Below are 2,068 nucleotides of genomic sequence, written 5' to 3'. Positions count from 1 at the left end.
GCGCCGCGCTGGTCCCAGGTGCTGCGGCGGGCGTGCCAGTCGCCGGCCTGCTGCGCGGTCTTGCCGCGCCGCAGCCAGCCCCACGGCACGATGACGAAAACGAACAGGAAAAAGGCAAGCAGCTTGTGCGCCATGTCGGTGTGCTCCTCGATCAATCCAATGGGATGGCTTCGCGCCAATCGGTTTCTTCCGTGAACGCCGGCTGGCCGTCGCGCCGCAGCACGAACCTGCCCAGCACCAGCACGTCGATCCCGGTGCGCATGAAGCAGGCGTAGGCCTCCTCGGGCGTGCACACGATGGGTTCGCCGCGCACGTTGAACGAGGTGTTCACCAGCACCGGGCAGCCGGTCTTCGCCTTGAAGCTGCGCAGCAGCCGGGTGAAGGCCGGATGGGTGTCCTCGGTCAATGTCTGCACGCGCGCCGAATAGTCCACGTGCGTGATGGCCGGCAGCGTCGAGCGCACCTCGTTGATGGCGCCCAGGCCCTCGGGCGCCATCTGTCCCTCGGGCCGCGGCACGCGGATGCTCTCGCGCACCGGCCCCACCAGCAGCATGTAGGGGCTGCTCTGGCGGATGTCGAAATACGCGGCCGCGTCTTCCGCCAGCACCGCCGGCGCGAACGGCCGGAACGACTCGCGGAACTTGATCTTCAGGTTCATGGTGCGCTGCATCGCGGTGTCGCGCGCGTCGCCGATGATCGAGCGCGCACCCAGTGCCCGCGGCCCGAATTCCATGCGGTCCTGGAACCAGCCGATGACCTTGCCCTCGGCGAGTTCGGCCGCCGCCGTGTCGTACAGCTCCTGCTCGCCGCAATGCTCGTACGGGTAGCCGTGCGAGCGCAGGAACTGCTCGATCTGCGCGTCGGAGAAGCTCGGGCCGAGCAGCGCGCCCTGCATGCCGTCGCTGCCGGGCACGGCCAGGTGCGGGCGGCCGCACTCGGGCACCAAGGCGTCCAGCGCCGCGCCCAGCGCGCCGCCGGCATCGCCCGCGGCCGGCTGGATCCACAGCGACTTGAACAGGCCGGAGCGGCTCAGCACGCCGTTGGCCACGCAGTTCAGAGCCACGCCGCCGGCCAGGCACAGCTCGCGCTCGCCGGTGCGCTCGATGGCCGCCTTGGCCAGCCCGAGCACCGCCTCCTCGGTCACGGCCTGCACCGACGCGGCCAGGTCGCAGTGGACCTGCTCGATGCGGCTTTCGCCGTTGCGCCGCGGCACGCCGAACAGCCGCTCGAAGGCCTCGCCGATCATCTGCTCGCCGCGCAGGAACTCGAAGTACTCCAGGTTCAGCTCGTACGATCCGTCGGGCTTCAGGTGCACCAGATGGTCGCGGATCTTGGCGGCGAACACCGGCTGGCCATAGGGCGCCAGGCCCATCAGCTTGTACTCGCCCGAATCCACCTTGAAGCCGCAGTAGCTGGTGAAGGCCGAATACAGCAGGCCCAGCGAGTGCGGATAGGAGATCGAGTCGCACAGCTCCAGCGCGCGGTCGCGGCCGTGCCACAGCGAGGTGGTGTGCCACTCGCCGACGCCGTCGATGCACAGCACGGCGGCCGAGCGGTAGGGCGACGGAAAGAACGCCGAGGCCGCATGCGAGCGGTGGTGCTGCGTGGTGTGGAAGGCGCGCACCCGGCCGCGCCGCAGCGACAGCAGCTCCTGCTCCACGCGGTCGAGCACGTCGCGCTTCCAGCGCATCCAGTCGGGCAGCATGCGCGTGAAGGCGCTCAGCCCGGCCGGGCCGCCGTCGGCGAACGAGGCCAGCACGCGGCCGAACTTGACGCGCGAGTCCTCGTAGTAGGCCACCGCGTCGACGCTGTCCAGCGAGATGCCGGCCGCGTCCAGGCAGTACCCGACCGCGTGCTTGGGGAATGCGGAGTCGTGCCGCACGCGGCTGAAACGCTCCTCCTGTGCCGCCGCCACGATGACGCCGTCGCGCACCAGCGCCGCGGCGCTGTCGTGGTAGTAGGCGGAAATGCCGAGAACGCACTTGCTCATGATGTTGTCACCGCCGGGTCGTAGGTTCTGTGCAGGAGCGCGGCAGGCGCCTGCTCGGGATTGCGCGGCGTGCCCGCG

At 70.0% G+C, this 2,068-nt stretch carries 1 protein-coding gene; it reads right to left on the bottom strand.

The genetic code is table 11. From position 1 onward, the window contains the following. Window positions 1–151: 151 nt before the first annotated feature. On the bottom strand, window positions 152–1,990 hold the full coding sequence (locus tag H0U68_RS17250) for a carbamoyltransferase N-terminal domain-containing protein (protein ID WP_296357808.1): 1,839 nt from the start codon (window positions 1,988–1,990) through the stop codon (window positions 152–154). Window positions 1,991–2,068 lie beyond the last annotated feature (78 nt).

The sequence above is a fragment of the Ramlibacter sp. genome (assembly GCF_013697775.1).
Lineage (GTDB): Bacteria > Pseudomonadota > Gammaproteobacteria > Burkholderiales > Burkholderiaceae_C > Ramlibacter.
Note: the sequence above shows the minus strand (reverse complement) of the source record. Positions and strands in the feature narration are given on the sequence as shown.

What these genes read in the sequence shown, in the direction of transcription:
- H0U68_RS17250 (WP_296357808.1), bottom strand. Translation starts at nt 1,990, where the DNA reads ATGAGCAAGTGCGTTCTCGGCATTTCCGCCTACTACCACGACAGCGCC.